At 65.3% G+C, this 22,212-nt stretch carries 18 protein-coding genes and 2 tRNA genes; 2 read left to right on the forward strand and 18 right to left on the reverse strand.

The window, feature by feature from the left end:
- Positions 1-19: 19 nt before the first annotated feature.
- Positions 20-409: a VOC family protein gene (locus tag LMF57_RS13820; RefSeq protein ID WP_343122494.1), complete on the reverse strand. Its 390-nt coding sequence runs from the start codon at positions 407-409 to the stop codon at positions 20-22.
- Positions 410-515: 106 nt separating this feature from the next.
- Positions 516-1,706, reverse strand: coding sequence for a glycoside hydrolase family 18 protein (locus LMF57_RS13825; RefSeq protein WP_208081396.1), 1,191 nt, complete (start codon positions 1,704-1,706; stop codon positions 516-518).
- Between the two features lie 205 nt (positions 1,707-1,911).
- On the opposite strand from LMF57_RS13825, the gene LMF57_RS13830 reads away from it, so the two are divergent.
- Both LMF57_RS13830 and LMF57_RS13835 read left to right on the forward strand, forming a co-directional pair.
- On the forward strand, positions 1,912-2,895 hold the full coding sequence (locus tag LMF57_RS13830; RefSeq protein ID WP_229290055.1) for a hypothetical protein: 984 nt from the start codon (positions 1,912-1,914) through the stop codon (positions 2,893-2,895).
- A gap of 114 nt (positions 2,896-3,009) precedes the next feature.
- Positions 3,010-4,074: a serine hydrolase gene (locus LMF57_RS13835; RefSeq protein ID WP_208081394.1), complete on the forward strand. Its 1,065-nt coding sequence runs from the start codon at positions 3,010-3,012 to the stop codon at positions 4,072-4,074.
- Here LMF57_RS13835 and LMF57_RS13840 read toward each other — a convergent pair.
- From LMF57_RS13840 to nuoI, 16 genes are all read right to left on the reverse strand, one after another.
- Positions 4,043-5,608 (reverse strand): winged helix-turn-helix transcriptional regulator, encoded by a 1,566-nt coding sequence (locus tag LMF57_RS13840; RefSeq protein WP_208081393.1) that lies wholly within the window; start codon positions 5,606-5,608, stop codon positions 4,043-4,045. The genes LMF57_RS13835 and LMF57_RS13840 overlap by 32 nt on opposite strands.
- A gap of 133 nt (positions 5,609-5,741) precedes the next feature.
- Positions 5,742-7,850, reverse strand: a complete 2,109-nt coding sequence (pnp, locus tag LMF57_RS13845; protein WP_093820588.1) for a polyribonucleotide nucleotidyltransferase — start codon at positions 7,848-7,850, stop codon at positions 5,742-5,744.
- Between the two features lie 147 nt (positions 7,851-7,997).
- Positions 7,998-8,258 carry a 30S ribosomal protein S15 gene (gene rpsO / locus LMF57_RS13850; RefSeq protein WP_005410445.1) on the reverse strand — a complete coding sequence of 87 codons (261 nt, stop codon included), beginning with the start codon at positions 8,256-8,258 and terminating at the stop codon, positions 7,998-8,000.
- A gap of 177 nt (positions 8,259-8,435) precedes the next feature.
- Positions 8,436-9,344 (reverse strand): tRNA pseudouridine(55) synthase TruB, encoded by a 909-nt coding sequence (gene truB, locus LMF57_RS13855; RefSeq protein ID WP_229290056.1) that lies wholly within the window; start codon positions 9,342-9,344, stop codon positions 8,436-8,438.
- A 109-nt stretch (positions 9,345-9,453) separates the two neighbouring features.
- Complete coding sequence (gene rbfA / locus LMF57_RS13860; protein WP_025876229.1) at positions 9,454-9,837, reverse strand: 30S ribosome-binding factor RbfA; 384 nt, start codon at positions 9,835-9,837, stop codon at positions 9,454-9,456.
- 82 nt (positions 9,838-9,919) lie between these two features.
- Positions 9,920-12,562 (reverse strand): translation initiation factor IF-2, encoded by a 2,643-nt coding sequence (gene infB, locus LMF57_RS13865; RefSeq protein ID WP_117310912.1) that lies wholly within the window; start codon positions 12,560-12,562, stop codon positions 9,920-9,922.
- A gap of 92 nt (positions 12,563-12,654) precedes the next feature.
- Positions 12,655-14,166 carry a transcription termination factor NusA gene (gene nusA / locus LMF57_RS13870; RefSeq protein WP_117310913.1) on the reverse strand — a complete coding sequence of 504 codons (1,512 nt, stop codon included), beginning with the start codon at positions 14,164-14,166 and terminating at the stop codon, positions 12,655-12,657.
- Between the two features lie 4 nt (positions 14,167-14,170).
- Positions 14,171-14,761 (reverse strand): ribosome maturation factor RimP, encoded by a 591-nt coding sequence (gene rimP / locus LMF57_RS13875; RefSeq protein ID WP_117310914.1) that lies wholly within the window; start codon positions 14,759-14,761, stop codon positions 14,171-14,173.
- Positions 14,762-15,185: 424 nt separating this feature from the next.
- A tRNA-Met gene (locus LMF57_RS13880) sits at positions 15,186-15,262 on the reverse strand.
- An 84-nt stretch (positions 15,263-15,346) separates the two neighbouring features.
- Positions 15,347-15,423, reverse strand: a tRNA-Met gene (locus LMF57_RS13885).
- A gap of 127 nt (positions 15,424-15,550) precedes the next feature.
- Positions 15,551-17,011, reverse strand: a complete 1,461-nt coding sequence (nuoN, locus tag LMF57_RS13890) for an NADH-quinone oxidoreductase subunit NuoN (RefSeq protein WP_049466000.1) — start codon at positions 17,009-17,011, stop codon at positions 15,551-15,553.
- A gap of 36 nt (positions 17,012-17,047) precedes the next feature.
- The gene (locus tag LMF57_RS13895; RefSeq protein WP_025876221.1) at positions 17,048-18,556 is read right to left on the reverse strand and encodes an NADH-quinone oxidoreductase subunit M; all 1,509 of its coding nucleotides are present in this window, start codon (positions 18,554-18,556) and stop codon (positions 17,048-17,050) included.
- Between the two features lie 23 nt (positions 18,557-18,579).
- On the reverse strand, positions 18,580-20,739 hold the full coding sequence (gene nuoL, locus LMF57_RS13900; protein WP_117310915.1) for an NADH-quinone oxidoreductase subunit L: 2,160 nt from the start codon (positions 20,737-20,739) through the stop codon (positions 18,580-18,582).
- A gap of 7 nt (positions 20,740-20,746) precedes the next feature.
- Complete coding sequence (gene nuoK / locus LMF57_RS13905; protein WP_032951897.1) at positions 20,747-21,058, reverse strand: NADH-quinone oxidoreductase subunit NuoK; 312 nt, start codon at positions 21,056-21,058, stop codon at positions 20,747-20,749.
- Positions 21,055-21,714, reverse strand: a complete 660-nt coding sequence (locus LMF57_RS13910; protein ID WP_049465996.1) for an NADH-quinone oxidoreductase subunit J — start codon at positions 21,712-21,714, stop codon at positions 21,055-21,057. The genes nuoK and LMF57_RS13910 overlap by 4 nt, the downstream gene beginning before the upstream one ends.
- A 9-nt stretch (positions 21,715-21,723) precedes the next feature.
- A complete protein-coding gene (gene nuoI, locus LMF57_RS13915) occupies positions 21,724-22,212 on the reverse strand; it encodes an NADH-quinone oxidoreductase subunit NuoI (protein WP_005417924.1) in 489 nt (162 codons plus the stop codon).

A 22,212-nucleotide genomic window follows, 5' to 3' on the forward strand; every position in this document is an offset into this window, starting at 1 on the left:
CCGCTCGCAGCACGCGGGTTTACATGGCTTCCACGTAGCGGGCCACTTCGATCAGGTTCCCATCCGGATCACGGAAGTACACCGACTCGATCGGCCCAAGCGCTCCGGTACGCGGCACCGGTCCTTCTTCAATCGTTACCTGCTGGGCCTGCAGGTGGGCCAGCACCGCCTGTACGCCCAGCGGGGTGATCAGGCACAGATCGGCGCTGCCACGGGTCGGCAGCAGCGCGTGGGGCTGCAACGGCGCGCTGGCCGGGTGCAGGTTGATCTTCTGCTGGCCGAACTGCAGGGCGACGCGGCCGGCGCCGAAGCGCACGACCTGCATGCCCAGCACGCGCTGGTAGAAGTCGCAGCTGCGCTCGATGTCGGCAACGGTAAGCACCAGATGGTCCAGGCGGTCGATGATGATCATGCACGCAGCTTAGCGCTGCGTGCATGGGGCCGATGTGCAGTTTCAGGCCACAGCGTTTGCCCGTCACCGCCGTACCAGCCCCGGTCCGGAGATGTCGAACCGGTCAGTCGCCAACGCGGGCCTTCTGCCACGGAGCAAGCATGGCGTTGAGCAGGCTGGCCTGCTCGTCGTCACCGGTCAGCTCCCACATGAAGACACCGGCCAGGCCCTGCTCGCGCGCGAACTGCGCGCGCAGGCCGATGGAGCGCGGATCCTCGTAACTGATGAAGATCTTCTGCGCCGGGTTGTACAGCCACGGGCTCTGCGCTTGCGGCTGCCAATGCTTCGTCCAACCCGGCTGGTCGAGATAGCGCGCCTTGATCACCCGCCAGTCACCGGCATCGGCCGGCGCGCTGTAGGCCTGGTACAGGCCGTCCGCCGACTCGCCGGTGACCGTGAAGCCGCGGCCGTAGAACGGCACGCCCAGCACCAGCTTGGTCGCCGGCACGCCATGCTCGCGGTAGTACTGCACGGCACCGGCCACGTTGTTCCAGCGCCGCAGTTCCGGCGCCAGCGGGTCGTCAGGCACTTCATGCAGCGGTGCATTGAAAGTCGACACCGCCGAGAAGCCGGTGCCCATGTCGTAGCTCATCAGGTTGATGAAATCGAACACCTTGGCCAACGCCGGCAGATCGTAGCTGGCGGCAGGGTCGTACGGCCCATCGGTCTGCAGACGGCCAGCGGCCAGCGCGGCGGTCAGCAGCATCGGCTGCCCCGCCTTTCTGCCGCGGGCATCCAGCGCCAGCCGGAAGGCCTGCGCAAGCCTGGTCAGGTTGGCACGGTCCTGCGGGCGGTGCGCCAGTTCCTTCGGGCCACCGCTGACGGGGAACTCCCAGTCGATGTCCACGCCATCGAAGCTGCCGGCATGGCGCTCGAAGAACAACGCCATGCACGAATCGACCAGGCGCCTGCGGCTGGTCTCGGTCAGCGCCGCATCGGAGAATCCGCCCGCGCCCCAGCCCCCGATCGAAATCAACGTGCGCAGATGCGGATGCCTGCGCTTGAGCTCGGCCAACGCGGCGAAGTTGGCTGGCGCCTCGGCACCGATCGCACAACGTCCGTCCTCGATGGTGGAAAACGCATAGAACAGATGGGTGAGTCGTTCGGCCGGGATGCTCGATACCGGATAGCGCTCGGCGGAGCCGCCGGGATAGTACGCACCGAAGATCGGCGGTTGCGCCGGTTGCGCCTGCGCGGCAATGGGCAGGGTGCCGGCGATCAGCACTGCAAGTACGGCCAAGGTCTGATGGAACATGGAAACTCCCGGGTCGAAGGCGCCGCCACGTTAGCAAACAGATCGGCCCGTGGTGCGGATGTCCGTGCATGTCGTCCGCTGGACAGTGGCGTGCCGCTGGAAGCTGACACGGTCGTGGCTGCACAACGTCGAAAGCACTTCGCTGCAGGACAACACACGACCTGCCTGAGCTAAGGTGGCGCTGGATCTTCACTGGCACACGGACATGACCGCAGACCACGACGCAGACGGCGAACTGCTGGACGACGAAACCCTCGAAAAGCTGCAGGCGCTGGAGGCCCGCGCCTATGCGGCCTTTGATGCGGGCGACCTGGCCGACGCGGCAATCCTGTTCGGCCAGCTCGTCGAATGGACACCCGACATCCCCCACCTGCACTACATGCGCGGGCTGGCACACAAGTACCTGCGCGAGTGGGTGTTGTCGCTGCAGGACAATCTCCGCTCCGAGCAGCTGCGCGATGAAGTCGACGAGGCGACCGCGTGGAATGCCGGGATTGCCGCCACCGGCGCCGGCGACTGGGCCGAGGCGCGCCGGCAATGGACCCGCTGCGGCATCCCCCTTCCTGAAGGCGAAGGCCCGATCGACGGCAATTTCGGCGTTGCCTGTGTCCGCCTGAATCCGTGGTCCAGCGGCGAGACCGTGTACATGCGCCGGCTCGATCCGGTGCGCGCGCGGCTGGAAAACGTGCCACTTCCGGAAAGCGGGTTCCGCTTCGGCGACATCGTGCTGCACGACGGTGCCTCCACCGGGCGCCGGACCTACGGCGAGCGCGAAGTACCGGTGTTCAATGCCATGCAGCGCCTGCGGCAGTCGGACATGGCGACCTACGCCGTGTTCGTGCAATGCGGTTCGCCGGACGACATCGCCGCGCTGCGCGCAATGACGTTGCCCGGCATCGGCCTGATCGAAGACTGGACCCATTCGGTACGTCACCTGTGCCTGCGCTGCAGCTATGGGGCACCGCACCAGCACGATGACGACAGCCACGAGGATGACGACGGCTGGGTGCGCGAGCGCAATCTCGGTATTGCCGCACAGGGCCGCGCTGCGGTCGAAAAACTGATGTCAGCCTGGGCTGCGGCAGGCACCGGGCGCACGCTCGATGCGATCGAACACCGTGAGCACCCGCAGCAGGATCCGCAGCCGGGCCAGGTGTGGTGGCTGGGTCACGAACGAGCGGACGCATGACGGCAGGGCGCTGCAGCCCTTGCGGCACAAGGCTTTCAGAATTCTTCAGGCGCCCTTCCAGCACTTCAGCCAGCCCTCTGGCCGAATCGGCACTCCTTTCGATGGAGTCCGATCATGCGTTCGCCCCTGCCTGTGTCCACCCTGCTGCTATGCCTGTACGCCCTCCCCTCCATCGCGGGCCCTGCCCCCCCAGATCCCGGCCGCATGCGCGCGCTGGAGCAGGCCATCGCCAGCGATGAGCTGAAACAGATCCGCAGCGTGCTGCTGCAGGTTGATGGACAGGTCGTGTACGAAGGCTATTTCAACGGTGCCGATGCGCAGACCCTGCACGACGTGCGCTCGGCCAGCAAAAGCGTGACCGCCCTGCTGGTCGGCGCAGCGATCGGCGAAGGCCGGCTGCCGGGCGTTCACGCGAAGGTGTACGACTACTTCCCGGCCTTCGTCGCCCACCACGACGTGGACCCCCGCCTGCGCGGCACCGCGGTGGAGGACCTGCTGGCGATGAGCACGCTGTGGGAGTGCGACGACGAGAACCCGTTCTCGGCCGGCCACGAGGAGCGCATGTACGTCGGCGAGCGCTGGCTCGATTTCGCCCTGGCGCTGCCGGTGAAGGGCTTCGCACCCTGGATGGCGCGCCCGGAAGACAGTCCTCACGGGCGCGCGTTTGCCTACTGCACCGCCAACTCCTTCGTGCTCGGCGCGGTACTGGAACGCGCGACCGGACAACCGCTGGCCGATTACGCAGCCCATGCACTGGAACGACCGCTGGGCATCACCCGCAGCCAGTGGAACCGTTCCCCCGAGGGCATCGGCATGGGCGGAGGCGGCACCCGCTACCGCAGCCGGGACCTGGCCCGTCTCGGCCAGCTCGTGCTTGATGGCGGTCGTTGGCAGGGGCGCCAGCTGGTTCCACGCGACTACGTCGCCGCGATGCTGTCACCGCAGGCAACGGCCGGCGACGGCAGCGATTACGGCTATCAATGGTGGGGCCTGAAACTGACTGTCGGTGGCCAGCCACAGACCGTATGGGCGATGTCCGGCAACGGCGGCAACTACGTGTTCCTGCTGCCGCAACAGCGCGCTGTGGCGGTGGTGACCAGCCAGGCCTACAACCGCAGCATCGCTCACCCGCAGTCGCGCCGCATACTCACCGAATTCCTGCTGCCGGCGCTGCGCTGAGGTCGGCCAGCCCGGCGGGACGCCAGTGGGCCGCCAGCACCTGCGCACGCTGGCGGCCGATATCGGCATCGATGCGCGCCAGCAGCGGCGCCCAGCCGGGCGCTGCGTGCAGGGACGCAAACAGCGGCGTGGAGCGCAACCACGCCGCATCGCGGAAGCCATCGTCGACCGCCTGCTGCAGCGCGGTGACGGCAGCCTCCGGGTCGCCTTGCGCCTGCAACAGCAGGGCCCGCTCAAGCGCGGCATCGGACCAACCGTCGCCGCGCTGCGCCTGCAACATTGCAAGACGCGACGCCACCCACTCCGGCGACGCCGCGGGCTGCGCGTACAAGGCCGCCAGCGATTGACCGAGCGATTGCTGTGGACGCAGCTGCCGCCCGCGCTCGAAGGCATCGGCGGCACCGGCGTGATCTCCCGCCAGCAGCGCCAGTTCGCCCTGCAGCCGCAGCAACTGTGGGTGTGGCGTGCCGCGTGCCAGCGCCTCGGTCAACGCCTGCCTCGCCCGGCCCGGGTCACCTGCCGCGAACAGACTGCGCGGCCAGGCGATGTTGGCGAAGACGTTGTCCGGATACAGCTGGAAATTACGTGCGTGGCGCTGCGCCGCCGCATGAGTGAAGCCGAGCAGCTCCAGTTCGCGCGCCACCTGCACATCACGGAAGCGCAGGCGTTCGGGCGCCGTCAATGCAAGATTGGCACGCAGGGCCAGGGCAAGGTGGCCGCGCTCCTGGTGCAGGTAGGCGAGCGAGGCACGGGTGCGCTCGTCGCCCGGATCCAGCGCGATCGCCCGTTCGTAATCGGAAATGGCCTGCGGCATCTGCCCGAGGCAGTCGTAGGCATAGCCTCGAAGCGCGTACACAGCACCCTCCTGCGGCGCGAGTTCACGTTCGATGTTGGCCAGCGCCAGCCCTTCGCGGACCTGCTCGGGCGATCCATTGAACAGACAGCCCTGCGCGGACAACGCTCGTGACAGGCCGCGGCGGGCCGGACTGGAATCAGGGTCCACCTGCAATGCCTGCCGGTACAGGGCGATGGCGCGCTCATTGTTGCTGGCCTGGCCGATGCTGGCGTAATAATCGGCGCGCTGCAGCAACGGCAGCGGGCCACCGGCCGCCGGCGTGCGCGGCCAGAACGAGGCGGCAGCTGCGAGAACGACGACACCGGCGCCGGCAAGCCATGGCCACTTCTTCCGGTGCGCGGCAGCAGGCACCGCCGCTGCCGGCGGTGCGGTGGTCGGCACTGCACACAACTGATAGCCGCGCCCGCGTACCGAACGGATGTAGCGTGGGCGTCGGCTGTCATCACCCAGCGCCTGCCGCAACAGCTTGACCCGCTGGCTGATCGCATCCTCGCCAACCACTGCAGGCGCCCACACCTGTGCAGCCAGCGTGTCGAAGTCGACAACGTCGTTGCCGTGTGCCAGCAGCACGTCGAACAGGCGCCAGCTCAGCCCCTGGATCGGCAACACGTCGCCGGCGCGGCTGACCCGCTGCGCGGGGCGGTCGATCTGCAGATCAAGCAGGTGCAGGGTGTCCATGGGGGAAGCATAGCGCTGCGGTACGACGTAGGCAGCGCCGGACGACAGGCAAAGAAAAAGCGGGCCGAAGCCCGCTTTTTCATTCTGGCGTGTCAACCAAGGTTGACACCTACCGTCATCGACCTGCGGTCGATTACTCGGCGGTGGCGCCTTCGCCTTCCTCGACGGCCTTCATCGACAGGCGGATACGGCCCTGCTTGTCGACTTCCAGCACCTTGACCTTGACCACATCGCCTTCCTTCAGCACGTCGCCGACCTTCTCGACGCGGTCGCTGGAGATCTGCGACACGTGGACCAGGCCGTCCTTGCCCGGCAGGATGGTGACGAAGGCACCGAAGTCCATGATCTTGGCGACCTTGCCTTCGTAGATGCGGCCCGGCTCGACGTCCGAGGTGATCTGCTCGATGCGGGCCTTGGCGGCCTGGGCCGCGATGGCATTGACCGAAGCGATGACGATGGTGCCGTCATCCTGGATGTCGATCTGGGTGCCGGTTTCCTTGGTGATGGCCTGGATGGTCGAACCACCCTTGCCGATCACTTCGCGGATCTTGTCCGGATGGATCTTGATGGTCAGCAGGCGCGGCGCGTAGTCCGACAGCTCCTCACGCGGGGCGGTCAGGCCGTGGGCCATTTCGCCCAGGATGTGCAGACGGCCGGCCTTGGCCTGCTGCAGAGCCTGCTTCATGATCTCTTCGGTGATACCTTCGATCTTGATGTCCATCTGCAGGGCGGAGATGCCCTCAGCGGTACCGGCAACCTTGAAGTCCATGTCGCCCAGGTGATCTTCGTCACCCAGGATGTCGGACAGGACGACGAAGCGATCGCCTTCCTTGACCAGGCCCATGGCGATGCCCGCCACCGGAGCCTTCACCGGCACGCCGGCGTCCATCAGGGCCAGCGACGAGCCGCAGACCGACGCCATCGACGAGGAACCGTTCGACTCGGTGATTTCCGAGACGACGCGGATGGTGTACGGGAAGGATTCCAGCGACGGCATCACTGCCAGCACGCCGCGCTTGGCCAGACGGCCGTGGCCGATCTCGCGACGCTTCGGGCCCATCATGCGGCCGCACTCACCCACCGAGTAGGGGGGGAAGTTGTAATGGAACAGGAAGTTTTCCTTGTACTCACCGGACACGGCATCGATGACCTGGCCGTCACGGGCAGTGCCCAAGGTGATGGTCACGATGGCCTGGGTCTCGCCACGGGTGAACAGCGAGGAACCGTGGGTACGCGGCAGCACGCTGGTCTTGACGGCGATCGGGCGGACGGTGTCCAGCGCACGGCCGTCGATGCGGACCTTGGTGTCCAGCACCGAGTTGCGCATGGTGCTGTATTCCAGTTCGCCGAACTCCTTCGACAGCTCGGCCGGGTTCCAGCCCTCGGCGGCGACGCGGCCAGCCAGGGTCTCCAGCACGTCCTTCTTGATCGCGGAGATGGCATCGCGACGCTGCAGCTTGTCACGCACCTGGAAGGCTTCACCCAGACGCGGGCCGATGGCTTCCTTCAGGGCGCTGATCAGCGCTTCGTTCTTGGCCGGGGCTTCCCAGGTCGACGGCTTGGTGCCGGCTTCGACGGTCAGCTCGTTGATGGCGTTGATGACCTTCTGCATCTCGCGGTGACCGAAGGTCACAGCGCCCAGCATCACTTCTTCGGACAGCAGCGCGGCTTCCGATTCCACCATCAGCACGGCGTTGGAGGTACCGGCGACGACCAGCTCCAGCTGCGAATCCTTCAGCTCGGTCACGGTCGGGTTGAGGATGTACTGGCCATCCTTGTAACCGACCTTGGCCGCGCCGATCGGGCCCATGAACGGGGTGCCGGCCAGCGACAGGGCGGCCGAAGCGCCGATCAGGGCCGGAATGTCACCGTCGATGTCCGGGTTCAGCGACATCACCGTGGCGATGATCTGGACTTCGTTCTTGTAGTCTTCCGGGAACAGCGGACGGATCGGACGGTCGATCAGACGCGAGATCAGGGTTTCCTTCTCGGTCGCGCGGCCTTCGCGCTTGAAGAAGCCACCCGGGATACGGCCACCGGCGTAGAACTTCTCCTGATAATCGACGGTCAGCGGGAAGAAGTCCTGGCCCTCACGCGCGCTCTTGGCGGCAACGGCGGAGACCAGCAGCACGGTGTCGTCGAACTTGACGATGACGGCGCCACCGGCCTGACGGGCGATTTCGCCAGTCTCAAGCGTGACGGTGTGCTTGCCGTACTGGAAGGTTTTGGTGATTTTTGCCACGGATGGTGTCCTTGGGATGCTGTCTGCGAATGGACCGTGGGCGACCCTTGCCGCCAACGGATGACCGGTCGTTCCGGTCTGAAAAAGGTATTGCGGTGCTACAAAACAAAACCGCGGCGCATCGCTGCGCCGCGGGGGATTCGTTGCTTAGCGACGCAGGCCAAGCTTCTCGATCAGGGCCTTGTAACGCTCGACGTCCTTCTTCTTCAGGTAGTCGAGCAGGCTGCGGCGGCGGTTGACCATCTGCAGCAGGCCGCGGCGGCTGTGGTGATCCTTCTTGTGGGTCTTGAAGTGGCCGGTCAGCAGTTCGATGCGGGCGGTCAGCAGTGCAACCTGGACTTCCGGAGAGCCGGTGTCAGCCGAGCTGCGCTTGTTGTCTTCAATGACCTTCTGGGTGTCGATCGACATGTCTTTTTTCTCTGTGATGCGTGGCCGGCAGGAACGCGCTTTCGCGCACCGCCTGGCTCGCCGTGAACCAACAAATGGATGAAACCCGCCTGCGGCAGGCTGCCGTAAAACGGCCGCGGAATTGTAACGGCCAGGGGCTTCTGGAACAAGGTCCGGGGCTGAACCGGGCCTCCCCGTTCAGAGGTTGAAGCGGCGCTGCGGGGCCAGCAGACCGCTGTCGTCGACCTGGCCCAGGCCCTGCACCACCGATCCAGGGCCAAACACCGCCACCAGGCCGCGCGGCCAGGAGAGGTCGCGCTGGCGCTGGCCCACGCAGAAGCGCTGGGTCTGCCCGGCGTCCAGGTCGACCCGGGGGTACTCGGACAGGCCCGCCGCCAGCGGCAGCAGCAGCGCGTCCATGGCGGCTTCGTCCTGCGCGTCCACCAGGTCCCTCAGCTGCTCCAGGGTGACCATCGCCGGTTCGCGGAACGGCTCCACCCACAGGCGCCGCAGGGCGCTGATGTGCGCGCCACAGCCCAGCGTTTCACCCAGGTCACGGGCCAGACTGCGGATATAGGTGCCCGAGCCGCAGGTGACCCGCAGCCGCAGCCGCTCGGGCTGCTGCTGCAGAATCTCGATGGCGTGAACCATCACCTGGCGCTCGGGCGCCTCGATGGCGTCGCCGCGGCGGGCCTTCACATACAGCGGCTCCCCGCCCTGCTTGAGCGCGGAATAGATCGGCGCACGCTGCAGGATCTCGCCAAGCAGCGGCGCGATCGCCGCCCGCAGGGCCTCGGGGCTGATCACGGGCACCGGCCGCTCAAGCAGCACCTGGCCCTCGGCGTCGTCGGTATCGGTGGTCTGGCCCAGCACGATCTCGGCGTCGTAGGCCTTGGCCGAGCCCAGCAGCAGGCCGGCGATCTTGGTCGCCTCGCCGAAGCACAGTGGCAACAGGCCGGTAGCCAGCGGGTCGAGGCTGCCGGTGTGGCCGCCCTTCTCCGCACGGAACAGGCGACGGGCGACCTGCAGGGCTGCGTTGGAGCTCATGCCGGTCGGCTTGTCGAGCAGCAGGATGCCATCCAGGCGGCGGAACTGAATTCGGGTCATGACAGGTACGGGTAGCGCCGGGCCATGCCCGGCGAGCGCGCAGCGCGGTCTGCATCAGACATCGCGCAGCCGGAATGCAACAACGCCGGGCATGCCCGGCGTCGCGCGGTTATTCTTCGTCGCCTTCGCGACGCTTTTCGGCGGCGACGGTATCTGGCAGGTCGCGCAGCAGGTTGTCGATGCGCTCGCCACGATCGACCGAGTCGTCGTAGTGGAAATGCAGCTCCGGCACATGCCGCAGCTTCATCGCGCGGGCCAGCTCCATGCGCAGGCCCCACGCCAGTTCCTTCAGGCCCTTCACTGCCTCAACCGAACGTTCCGGCATCAGCGCGGTGACGAACACCTTGGCATGGGCCATGTCGCGGGTGATTTCCACGTCGGACACGCTCACCGAGGGCAACCCGTGTTCGCGCACGGCGTTGTGCACCAGGGTGCCGAGTTCACGGCGCAGCTGGGCGGAGACACGGTCGGTTCGATGGAAAGTCTTGGGCACGCGGCAGGCTCTTGTTGGGTTTCGTTGGTGCAGTCTACGGGTTGAAACAGGACCGGCCCGTGAGGGCCGGTCCGTTGCAGCATTACAGGGTGCGCGGCACTTCGATACGCTCGAAGCACTCGATCTGGTCACCCGGCTTGACGTCGTTGTAGGCCTTCACCGCGATACCGCATTCGGTACCGTTGCGGACTTCCTCGACGTTTTCCTTGAAGCGGCGCAGCGATTCCAGCTCGCCTTCGAAGATCACCACGCTGTCGCGCAGGACGCGGATCGGTTTGTTGCGCTTGACCACACCCTCGATGACCATGCTGCCGGCGACGGCACCCAGCTTGGAGCTGCGGAAGACGTCGCGGACCTCGGCGATACCGATGATCTCTTCGCGGATCTCCACGCCCAGCAGACCGGAGGCCACCTGCTTCACCTGATCGATCACGTCATAGATGATCGAGAAGTAACGCAGGTCCACGCCGTTGGATTCGATGATGCGACGGGCCGAAGCATCCGCACGCACGTTGAAGCCGATGACGGTGGCCTTCGAAGCGGCAGCCGAATTGGCGTCCGACTCGGTGATGCCGCCCACGCCGGAGTGGATCACGTTGATGCGGATGTCGTCGTTGGACAGCGCCACCAGGGCCTGGCTCAACGCCTGCACCGAACCCTGCACGTCGGCCTTGATGACCAGGTTGAGGACCTGCTGGCCCTCGCCCTTGCCCAGGGTTGCCATGATGTCTTCCATGCGGCTGCCAGCGGTGGCGACCAGGCGCGATTCGCGGCGCTTGGTCTCACGCTGCTGGGCAACGTCCTTGGCCAGGCGTTCGTCGTCGACGACGACGAAGTCGTCGCCGGCTTCCGGCACACCGGACAGGCCCAGGACCTGGACCGGGATGGACGGGCCGGCGAACTCCGGCTGCTTGCCGGTTTCGTCGAACAGCGCACGCACGCGGCCGTACTGGATGCCGCACACCAGGTAATCGCCCTTCTTCAGGCGGCCCTGCTGCACCAGCACCGTCGCGATCGGGCCACGGCCCTTGTCCAGCGACGATTCGATGACCACGCCGTTGGCACGGCCGTCGTCGACCGCCTTCAGTTCCAGCAGTTCAGCCTGGACCGAAACAGCTTCCAGCAGATCGTCGATGCCCAGGCCGGTCTTGGCCGAGATCTCCACCATCTGGGTGTCGCCACCGAAGTCTTCGGCCACGACCTGCTCGGAGAGCAGTTCGTTCTTGACCCGCATCGGGTCGGCACCGGACTTGTCGATCTTGTTGATCGCCACGATCAGCGGCACACCCGCCGAACGGGCGTGCTGGATCGCTTCCTTGGTCTGCGGCATGACGCCGTCATCGGCAGCCACGACCAGCACCACGATATCGGTCAGCTTGGCACCGCGGGCACGCATCGAGGTGAACGCGGCGTGGCCCGGGGTGTCCAGGAAGCTGATGACGCCCTTCGGCGTTTCAACGTGGTACGCACCGATGTGCTGGGTGATGCCGCCGGCTTCGCCGGTGGCGACCTTGGTGCGACGGATGTAATCCAGCAGCGAGGTCTTGCCGTGATCGACATGACCCATGATGGTGACCACCGGCGGACGCTGCACGGCCTCGCCCTGGTTCTCGCCGGCCGACGCCAGCAGCGCGTCTTCGGCGTCGTTGTCGCTGGCACGGATCGCCTTGTGACCCAGCTCTTCGGTGACCAGGGCCGCGGTGTCGTGGTCGATGGACTGGGTGATGGTGGCCATCACGCCCATCTTGAACAGCGCCTTCACCACCTCGCCACCCTTCAGCGCGAGCTTCTGCGCCAGGTCGGCCACGGTGATGGTGTCGCCGATCGCCACTTCACGCACCACCGGTGCGGTCGGCCGCTCGAAGGCATGCGGGCCGGCGTTGCCACCGCCGCGCGACATGTCGCGACGGCCGGACGTCGGGCGGCTGCCCGGGCGACCACGGTTGTTGCTGTTGTTGCTGTTGCCACGACGCGCGCGATCGGCGGCCGACAGGTGCATCTGGCCGGCGAAGCGATCACCCGGGCCACGCTCGTTGCGCGGCGCGCTGCGGTTGTTGCGGTCGTCGCTGCGCGGCGGCGCACTGCGCGGAGCAGCCGGGGCTGCAGCCGGAGCGCGCGGCGGGCGCGGCGCGGTTTCGTCGATCGGTGCACGCACCTTGGGCTGGCTGGCAGCCAGCGCCTCGGCAGCCTTGGCGGCAACCGCAGCTTCCTCGGCCGCCTTCTTCTCGGCCTCGGCACGCTCCTTGGCGGCGATTTCTTCCTCGCGTGCACGGACGATGGCCTCGTCACGCAGGCGATCCTTCTCGGCCAGTGCCTGCTGCTCGGCCAGGTTGCGTGCGCGCGACTCTTCCAGCTTGCGCAGGATGTCGGCACGCTCTTCGTCCGGGGTCATCGCGCGACCACCATCGGCCTTGACGTAGGTACGCTTCTGGCGCACTTCCACGTTCACGGTTGTCTTGCTGCGACCGGAATTGACCGTCACTTCCTGCTGCTTGCGACGGTTGAGGGTGATCTTCTTGGCAGACTGATCAGTCTCTTCCGGGGCCTGCTCGGGCTTGCCGTGCGAGCGACGAAGGAAGCCCAGGAGCTTCACTTTCTCGGAGCTGGTCACGACCTGGTCGGGACCGCTGAACTTCATGCCGGCACCGGCCAGCTGTTCCAGCAGTTTTTCGACCGGTGTATTGACCAGTTCAGCAAGCTTGCGGATGGTGGTTTGCTGCGACATTCGGATCCTATGATCTTGTGGGCGCCCCCCCGCATCTGGAGGTGGCGCGGATTCTACGCCCTGATCGGCTCAGGGCCCTGTTCATTGCCGGCTCATTCGCCGCGTTCCAGTCGGGCGATTTCCTCGGCACGCGCAGCCAGGATCAGCGCCGCGGCGCGCTCCTGGTCCAGCCCTTCGATGCCGAAGTCCATGACCTCGTCGGCGGCCAGGTCGGACAAGTCCTCGCTGGTACGCACGCCGTGGCCGGCCAACGCATATGCGGTGGCTTCGTCCATGCCCTTCAGGGACAGCAGGTCCTGCGCCGGCTGGCCGTCCTCCAGGCCTTCCTCGACTGCCAGGGCCTCATTGAGCAGCGCATCGCGGGCACGTGCGCGCAGCTCTTCGACGATGTCTTCGTCGAAACCTTCCACGGCCAGCAGTTCGCCGACCGGTACATATGCGATTTCCTCGACCGTGCCGAAGCCTTCGCTGACCAGGATGCCAGCGATTTCCTCGTCCACTTCCAGCTTGTCCATGAACAGCTGGCGGGCCGCCGCCTGTTCGGCTTCGGACTTGGCGGTCACCTGGTCCTGGGTCATGACGTTGAGCTGCCAGCCGGTCAGGCGGCTGGCCAGACGCACGTTCTGGCCACCCTTGCCGATCGCCTGGGCCAAGCGGTCTTCGGCAACGGCCAGGTCCATCGAATGCTTGTCTTCATCGACGATGATCGACTGCACTTCGGCCGGCGCCATCGCGTTGATGACGAAGTTGGCCGGGTTCTCGTTCCACAGGACGATGTCCACGCGCTCGCCATTGAGCTCGTTGGACACGGCCTGCACGCGCGAACCACGCATGCCGATGCAGGCGCCGATCGGATCGGTGCGCTGGTCGTGGGCGAGCACGGCGATCTTGGCGCGGTCGCCCGGATCGCGGGCGCAGGCCTTGATTTCCACCAAGCCCTGGCCGACTTCCGGCACTTCCAGCTTGAACAGCTCGATCATGAATTCCGGTGCGGCGCGGCTGATGAACAGCTGCGGGCCACGCGGCTCCGAACGCACTTCGGCCAGGTAGCCGCGGACGCGGTCGCCGGCACGCAGCACGTCACGCGGAATGCCCTTGTCCTTCGGAATGAAGCCTTCGGCGTTACCGCCCAGGTCGACATAGATGTTGCCGCGCTCGGCGCGCTTGACCACACCGGTGATCAGCTCACCGACGCGATCGGCCCACGCATCGACCACCTGCTGGCGCTCGGCTTCGCGCACGCGCTGCACGATCACCTGCTTGGCGGCCTGGGCGGCGATGCGACCGAAGTCGGGGTTCTCGATCTGCTCTTCGATGTAATCGCCGACGTCCACGCCTTCGGCTTCTTCGATGGCGTCCATCAGGCGGATCTGGCGATCCGGCGATTCCATCACTACGTCGTCGGCCACCACTTCCCAGCGGCGGAAGGTTTCGTAGTTGCCATCCTTGTGGTCGATGACCACGCGGGTCAGCACTTCCTCGTCGGGATAGCGCTTCTTCGCTGCCGAGGCCAGGGCGGCCTCGATGGCATCGAAGATCACTTCACGCGGCACGCCCTTCTCGTTGGCGACCGCGTCCACTACCAGCAACAGTTCCTTGCTCATTGGCTCACTCCGCGCGCGGCTTCTTTGCCGCCGGCTCGTTGGAAGAAGAATTCTTGTTCGGCTTCGGACGCTTCGGTGCCGGACCGGTCGGCTTGCTCGGGGCCAGCCCCAGCGCCACCCAGTCAGGCATGATCCGCGCCTTGTCGATGTTGTCGGCCGACACCACCAGAGCGGTGTTGTCGACGATGAAGGTGATGCTGCCCTGCGCCTGGTCGACCGCTTCGATGCGACCCTGCAGGCGACGGCGATTTTCCTGCGGCAGCTTCAGGGTGACCTTGGCCGATTCGCCGAGGTGACGACCGAACTGCTCCAGGTTGAACAGCGGGCGATCCACGCCCGGCGAAGACACTTCCAGCGTGTAATTGCCGCTGATCGGGTCTTCGACGTCCATCTGTGCGGACACTTCGCGGCTTACCCGCTCACAGTCGTCCACATTGATGATGCGCTCCGGCTGTTCCGCCAGCGGCACGTCGATGTAAAGGCGAAGGGTCGCACCGCCGGGGGCCGGCAGATACTCAACGCCCAGCAGCTCCAGGCCCAGCGACACAACGGTCGGGGCGAGCAGATTCGCGATGTCGGTTGCCTTGTCGCTCACAGCCTGCCTTGATCTCTTGGTTGGGTGCCGGCCGTGGCCAGCATGGAAACATGACGCCCCGAAAACGACGAAGGGCCCGCTGGGCCCCTTTTCCGGAAAGACTCCGGTGACTGGATTCCGGTTGCAACGCGCTGAACAAGCGTGCTGCGGCCCTCCTTCCGGGTGGATCTCCGATGGGGAGTGCCGCCGTCAGGGGTACTTCTAGGCCGCTGATGATAGCCCCTGCACCGCTCTGGTGCAAGGCTGCGGCCGTCCTGGAACCCTCCGCTGCACTCGCCGGGCATGGCCCGGCGCTACCGGGCTGCCGGGCTGCCGGGCTGCCGGGCTGCCGGGCTGCCGGGCTGCCGGGCCATGCCCGGCGGATCGGCGAAAGCCGCAAAGAAAAACGCCCTCGAAGCAGAACTTCGAAGGCGCATTCCTTACTTGGTAGCGGGGGCAGGATTTGAACCTGCGACCTTCGGGTTATGAGCCCGACGAGCTGCCAGACTGCTCCACCCCGCATCAGAAGCGGAATTATGAGGGATAACTTCAGAACCTGCAAGCTTTTCCTCATTCATCGAACTGGTTGGCGCCGATTCGATGTGTTGGTAGCGGGGGCAGGATTTGAACCTGCGACCTTCGGGTTATGAGCCCGACGAGCTGCCAGACTGCTCCACCCCGCACCGGAAGTGTTTGAACTGCTGCCCCGCTCTGGCGAGGGGGCTCTCTGCAACGATGTTCTGGCTGAACCGCTGCAGTGACAACTCAGGCTGCGCATATTACACGAATCGCGCAGCTTTGTGTCAACTTTTATGCAAGATGCGCAAATGCCTGCTGGCACCAGACCATGATCGGGTTCCAGGCCAAGCCCAGCGCAAGCAGCGCCAGTGCGTTCACGCCCAGCACGACACCCAGCACGCGGTCCTTGCTGCGCGGCATGGCCTCGCCCACCGGCTCATCGAAGTACATGACCTTGATGACACGCAGGTAGTAGAAGCAGCCGACCACGGCGCACAGCACGCCCAGGATCGCCAGCCACAGCAGGCCGCCATTGATGGCAGCGCCGAGCACGGCCAGCTTGGTCCAGAACCCCAGGAACGGCGGAATGCCTGCCAGCGACGCCATGATGCACAGCACCAGGCCGGCCATCCATGGGTTGCGGGCGTTCAGGCCCTTGAAGTCCTCGATGTTCTCGGCCTCGAAGCCGGCGCGCGACAGCGCGATGATCGCGCCGAAAGCCGCGGTCGACATGATCGCGTAAGCCAGGGCGTAGAACAGTGCGGCCGCATAGCCCTGCGCACCGCCGCCGGCGATGCCCATCAGCAGGAAGCCGATATGCGAGACCGTGGAGAACGCAAGCATGCGCTTGAGGTTGCTCTGCGCAATGGCCATCAGGTTGCCGATCACCAGCGAGACCGCAGCCAGACCGGCGATCAGCAGCTGCAGTTCGGTGGACAGCGGGCCCACGCCCATTTCCAGCAGGCGGTAGGCCATGCCGAAAGCGGCCAGCTTCGGCGCCGAGCTGATGAACAGCGCGACCGGCGCCGGGGCACCCTGGTACACGTCGGGCAGCCACATGTGGAACGGTGCGGCACCCAGCTTGAAGGCAACGCCGGCAATCATGAACACCGCGCCGGTGACCAGCAGCACGCGCTCTTCCGAGTGCGGGATGGCGGCCTGGATGGCGTCCAGGTGCAGGCTGCCGGTAGCGCCATAGATCAGCGACATGCCGTACAGCAGCAGGCCCGAGGCCAGCGAACCGAGGACGATGTACTTCATCGCCGCTTCCGAGGCCAGGCCGTTGTCACGGTTGCTGGCAACCAGTGCGTAGGAGCACAGGGCCAGCAGTTCCAGGCCCAGGTACACCATCAGCAGGCTGCCGGCGGACACCAGGATCATCATGCCGGCGGTGCCGAACAGGATCAGCACCGGAATCTCGCCCTGGAACAGCTTGCGCTCGCGCAGGTAGCCCCAACCGTAGATCAGGGTCAGGCCGCTGAGCAGTACGATCCCGGTCTTCATCACGTCCGCGGCGGTATCGCGCACGAACATGCCATGGAAGACCTCCCCCTGCCCGCCCACGCCGGTGGCCAGCATGAACAGCACCACGGCCAGCGCGGCGACCGAGAACAGGTGGGTGACGATCTTGTTCCGTTCGCTGACGAACAGGTCGAGGATCATCAGGGCGAAGGCACTGCCGATCAGCACCAGCTCGGGAGCGAGCGGTGGCAGGTCAGCAGCGGTCAGTGGCAGCAGCGGCGAGGTGGTCATTATCAAATCCTGGAATCAATTCGCTGTTGGGCCCGGTCAGAGCAGCTTGCTGGAGGCGATCTGCATGGCCAGCTTGGCGATCGAGGGCTCCATCAGGTCGGTCAGCGGCTTGGGGTAGATGCCCAGGGCCAGTACGCCGATGGCGAACACGCCCAGCACCAGCCATTCGCGGCCGTTGATGTCCTTCAGTTCGGCGACGTGGCTGTTGGCCACCTCACCGAAGAAGATGCGCTTGTACAGCCACAGGGTGTAGGCCGCACCGATGATCAGGGTGGTGGCTGCGCCCAGGGCGATCCACGGGTTCCGCTGGAACGCCGACAGGATGACCATGAATTCACCGACGAAACCGCTGGTGCCCGGCAGGCCGGCGTTGGCCATGAAGAACAGCATGGCGAACGTGGCGAACCACGGCATCACGTTGACCACGCCGCCGTAATCGGCGATGCGGCGGCTGTGCATGCGGTCGTACAGCACGCCGACGCAGGAGAACATCGCGCCGGACACGAAGCCGTGCGAGATCATCTGCACCATGGCGCCCTGCAGGCCCAGGCGGGCCGCATCGACGTTGCCGGCTTCACGTACCAGCCACAGGGCGATGAAGGTACCCAGGGTGACAAAGCCCATGTGCGCGATCGACGAATAGGCGATCAGCTTCTTCATGTCGTCCTGCACCAGGGCGACCAGGCCGACGTAGATCACTGCGATCAGCGACAGCGCGATGACCAGCCATGCCCATTCCTGCGAGGCATCGGGAACGATCGGCAGGTTGAAGCGCAGGAAGCCGTAGCCACCGATCTTCAGTGCGATGGCGGCCAGGATCACCGAACCGGCGGTCGGAGCTTCCACGTGCGCGTCCGGCAGCCAGGTGTGCACCGGGAACATCGGCACCTTGACCGCGAACGCGATCAGGAAGGCGAAGAAGATCCAGGTCTGTTCCTTGCCCGACAGCTGCAGTGCGTAGAGGTCGGCCAGCTGGAAGCTGCCGCCCTTCATGTACAGGTAGATCAGCGCCACCAGCATCAGCACCGAGCCGAGGAAGGTGTACAGGAAGAACTTCAGTGCGGCGTAGATGCGACGCGGGCCACCCCAGACACCGATGATCAGGAACATCGGGATCAGCATCGCCTCGAAGAACACGTAGAACAGCATCGCGTCCGTGGCGGCGAAGATGCCGACGGTGACACCTTCCAGGATCAGGAAAGCGGCCACGTACTGGTTCACGCGCTTGTCGATCGCGCTCCAGGCGCCGATCAGGGCGAGCACGCTGACCAGCGTGGTGAGCAGGATCAGCGCTACGGCGATGCCGTCCACGCCCAGGTTGTAGCCGATGTTGTAGGTCGGGATCCAGGCGTGGGTCTCGACGAACTGCAGCGCGTCGATGCCCGGGTTGTAGCCGCCCAGCAGCGACAGACTCGCCACGAAGGTCAGCACCGCCACGCCCAGCGACGCCCAGCGGGCGGTCTGCGCATCACGGATCGCAAGGATCAGGGCACCGCCGAGGATCGGCAGCCAGATGAGGACACTGAGTAGAGGCCAGTTCGACACGTCTTCTTATTCCGTACAGGTCATCAACGCAGGTAATGCATCAGCACGCCCAGGAGGGCAATCAGGCCGATGATCATCGCGAAGGCGTAGTGATAGAGGAAACCGGATTGGGTACGGCGCAGCACGCTGGCTGCGACGTCCACAACACGTGCCGAGAGATTGACCACGCCGTCGACGATGTTGCTGTCGATCCAGCGCGAGACCTTGCCCAGCTTGACGCTGCCACCGGCAAAGCCATCGATCCACAGCTTGTCGAAGCCGTACTTGTTTTCCAGCACGGACACCACCGGGGCGAAGGTCTTGCGTGCCTTGCCCGACAGGTCCGGCTTCCACAGGTAGAACAACGCGGCCAGCAGGAAACCTGCCAGGGTCAGCCAGAACGGCGGCAGCATCATGCCGTGCAGCGCGAACGCCACCGGACCATGGAACTCCTCGCCCAGGAAGGCCACGGTGTTCTTGGCCGGATCGTAGAAATCGACGATGCCGGTGAAGAACGTGTTGACCTGGCCCTTGATAGCCGCGTGGGCGTGGTGACCGGCCCAGTCGGTACCGTGCAGCATCGGGCCGATGCTGAAGAAACCGATGGCGATCGACGGGATGGCCAGCAGGATCAGCGGCAGCGTCACCACCCACGGCGTTTCATGTGGCTCATGCGGACCGTGGCCATGGCCGTGATCGTCATGCGCATCGGCATGGTGTGCGTCTGCGGCGTGGTGATCGTCATGGCCATGACCGTGATCGTCATGCGCGTCGCGGAAGCGTTCCTTGCCGTGGAAGGTCAGGAACAGTAGGCGGAAGCTGTAGAAACTGGTCACCAGCACGCCACCCAGCACCGCCCAGTAGCCATAGGTGGCCACCCAGCTGTTCTGCATGTGGGCGTGGATCTCGGCGGCCTCGATGATGGTGTCCTTCGAGTAGAAGCCGGAGAAGAACGGCGTACCGACCAGCGCCAGGGTACCGATCCACATGGTGATGAAGGTAATCGGCATGTACTTGCGCAGGCCGCCCATCTTGCGCATGTCCTGCTCGTGGTGCATCGCGATGATGACCGAGCCGGCACCCAGGAACAGCAGCGCCTTGAAGAAGGCATGGGTCATCAGGTGGAACACCGCAGCGGAGTACGCCGACACGCCCAGCGCAACGGTCATGTAACCCAGCTGGGACAGCGTGGAGTATGCGACGACGCGCTTGATGTCGTTCTGCACGATGCCGATCAGGCCGGTGAAGAACGCGGTGGTGGCACCGATGAACAGGATGAAGTTCAACGCGGTCTGCGACAGCTCGAACAGCGGCGACATGCGGGTGACCATGAAGATACCGGCGGTCACCATCGTCGCGGCGTGGATCAGCGCGGAGATCGGGGTCGGGCCTTCCATCGAATCAGGCAGCCAGACGTGCAGCGGAACCTGGGCCGACTTGCCCATGGCACCGATGAACAGGCCGATGCAGATGACGGTGGCGATCGACCAGATCACCGGCTCGTTCAGCAGCTGCATGCCGAACATGGTGCCGTCCCAGATCTGCAGCTGTGCGCGCGGGTCGGCGAGCATGCCGGCCTGCGAGAACACCTGCGAGTAGTCCAGGGTACCGAACACCCACAGCACGCCGGCGATGCCCAGCAGGAAGCCGAAGTCGCCGACGCGGTTGACCAGGAACGCCTTCATGTTGGCGAAGATCGCGGTCGGGCGCTTGAACCAGAAGCCGATCAGCAGGTACGACACCAGGCCCACCGCTTCCCAGCCGAAGAACAGCTGCAGGAAGTTGTTGCTCATCACCAGGGTGAGCATCGAGAAGGTGAACAGCGAGATGTAGCTGAAGAACCGCTGGTAACCCGGATCGTCCTGCATGTAGCCGATCGTGTAGATGTGGACCAGCAGCGACACGAAGGTCACCACCACCATCATCATCGCGGTCAGCTTGTCGACCATGAAGCCGACGTGGGCCGAGTACTGGCCGACTTCGAAGAACGTGTACAGGTTCTCGTTGAACGGCTGCGCCCCGCCCCACAGCAGCTGGTAGAGCGTGTGCATCGACAGGCCGCAGGCAACGGCGACACCGAGGATGGTGATGGTCTGGGCGCCGAAGCGCTTGACCTGGCGACCGAACAGGCCGGCGATGATGCTGCCGAACAGCGGTGCAAGCACCACTGCGATCAACAGACTCTTGGAGAGAGTGATTTCCATCTGTGGATCAGCCCTTCAACGAATCGACTTCGCCGACATTGATAGTGCGGCGTGTACGGAACAGGGTCACCAGGATCGCCAGGCCGATGGCGGCCTCGGCAGCAGCCACGGTCAGGATGAAGAACACGAACAGCTGGCCGGCCGTGTCCCCCAGTTCCCGCGAGAACCCGACGAAATTGATGTTGACCGACAGCAGCATCAACTCGATGGACATCAGCAGGACGATGATGTTCTTGCGGTTGAGGAAGATGCCGGCGAGGCTGATGCAGAACAGCACCGCGCCCAGCGCCAGGATGTGGCCCAGAGTGATCGAGATCATGCCTTGGTCTCCTCGTCGCCCGCGGCCGGCGTGGTGTTGCTGTGGATCTGCGGCTGTTCGGCGTCCATCTTGACCATGCGCAGGCGGTCGTGTGCCTTGACCATGGTCTGCTGCGACGGGTTCTGCGTCTTCAGGCCTTCACGACGGCGCAGGGTCAGCATCACCGCGGCGACCACGGCCACGGTCAGGATGACGGCGGCGAACTCGAACGGCAGCAGGTACTCGGTGAACAGGCTGCGTGCCAGCCAGGTGACGTTGGAACTGTCGGCGGCGAGCGCGGCGGCGTTGTCGGCCGGGAACGGGTTGACCGTCCTGCCCTTCACGCCGATCAGGATCAGCATCTGCACCAGCATCGCCACGGCCACGATCAGGCCGACCGGCAGGTAGCGCACCCAGCCTTCACGCAGCTTGTCCGGATCGATGTCGAGCATCATCACCACGAACAGGAACAACACCATCACCGCACCCACGTAGACCAGCACCAGTGCCACGCCGAGGAACTCGGCGCCGACCAGCAGCCACACGCAGGCGATGGAGAAGAAGGTCAGCACCAGGCACAGGACAGCGTGCACGGGGTTGCGCACGCTGATCACCGCACCGGCCGAAACCGTTGCCGCGATGGCGAAGACCCAGAAAGCGATATTTACCCAATCCATCTCTCGACCTCAGCGGTAAGCGGCATCGGCGGCACGACGCTCGGCGATCTCGGATTCGAGACGGTCGCCCAGGGCCAGCAGCTGCGGCTTGGTAACGATGTTTTCGCCACGATTCTCGAAGTGGTACTCGAGGATGTGGGTCTCGACGATCGAGTCCACCGGGCAGCTTTCCTCACAGAAGCCGCAGAAGATGCACTTGAACAGATCGATGTCGTAGCGGGTGGTACGGCGGGTGCCGTCCTCGCGCTTGGCCGAATCGATGGTGATGGCCAATGCCGGGCACACCGCTTCGCACAGCTTGCAGGCGATGCAGCGCTCTTCACCGTTGGGATAACGGCGCAGGGCGTGCAGGCCGCGGAAGCGCGGCGACTGCGGGAACTTTTCCATCGGGTACATCATCGTGTACTTCGGCTTGAAGCTGTACTTCAGCGTCAGCCAGAGACCGGCCAGCAGTTCGAGCAGCAGCAGGCTCTTGAAGTAATGGGTAATCCTGTTCAT

The organism is Stenotrophomonas sp. SI-NJAU-1, from assembly GCF_020883215.1.
In the GTDB taxonomy this organism is placed as follows: Bacteria; Pseudomonadota; Gammaproteobacteria; order Xanthomonadales; family Xanthomonadaceae; genus Stenotrophomonas; species Stenotrophomonas indicatrix.